The organism is Cupriavidus sp. CuC1 (assembly GCF_044627735.1).
Taxonomy (GTDB): Bacteria; Pseudomonadota; Gammaproteobacteria; order Burkholderiales; family Burkholderiaceae; genus Cupriavidus; species Cupriavidus ulmosensis.
The window spans coordinates 1-660 of the sequence record NZ_JBIUHC010000423.1 but is presented as its reverse complement, the minus strand read 5'-3'; the positions used below and the strand labels follow the sequence as shown (position 1 = coordinate 660).

The window sequence follows — 660 nt, the reverse complement described above, 5'->3', positions numbered from 1 at the left end:
TAGCCCAGCGTGGCTTCACGCTGGCCGAATTGAACGCCTGGCTCGAAGGCATCGAGATCCCGGCGGTTCGGCCCCACCGCACGGTCGCGGCCACACACATCTTGTAAACCCGCCGGCGCTGGCGCATCATGGCGTCATGCTGCCTGTGCTCACCCCCTCCGACCTGCCAGCCGATCTTGAGGCGGTACGCACCCTCGCGCTGGAGCAGAACCGGGTCGCCTGCGCGCTGTGGGAGCAACTGGAGATATTGAAGCACCAGATCGCGCAGCTTAACCGCGCGCAGTTCGGCGCCAGTTCCGAGCGTCTGCCGGGTCAGGCCGAACTCTTTGCCGCACCGCTCGATCTGCCGTCACCGCCAACCGCCGCAGAGATCAAGGTGACGGGCCACACCCGCAAGGGGCGCCCGGCCCTGCCCAAGGATCTGCCGCGCACGCGGATCGAATACGATCTGTCCGCGGCGGAGAAGGCCGCCTTCGACTCACTGCAGCGCATCGGCGAGGAGCGCAGCGAGACGCTGCACTACGAGCCGGCCAAGCTCAGCGTGATCGAGCACATCCGCTTCAAGTATGCGGCCATGAAGAATGGTGAGTCCACCATCGTGACCGCCACCGCGCAGCCCTCGCCGTTACCCAAGAGCAACGCCAGCGCGGGCCTGCTCGC

General features: G+C 66.8%; 1 protein-coding gene. It reads left to right on the top strand.

Annotated elements, in window-relative coordinates; all coding sequences use genetic code 11:
* Positions 1-136 precede the first annotated feature (136 nt).
* On the top strand, positions 137-660 hold a 524-nt coding region (locus ACGLHR_RS52025; RefSeq protein WP_400103977.1), incomplete at its 3' end, for an IS66 family transposase zinc-finger binding domain-containing protein.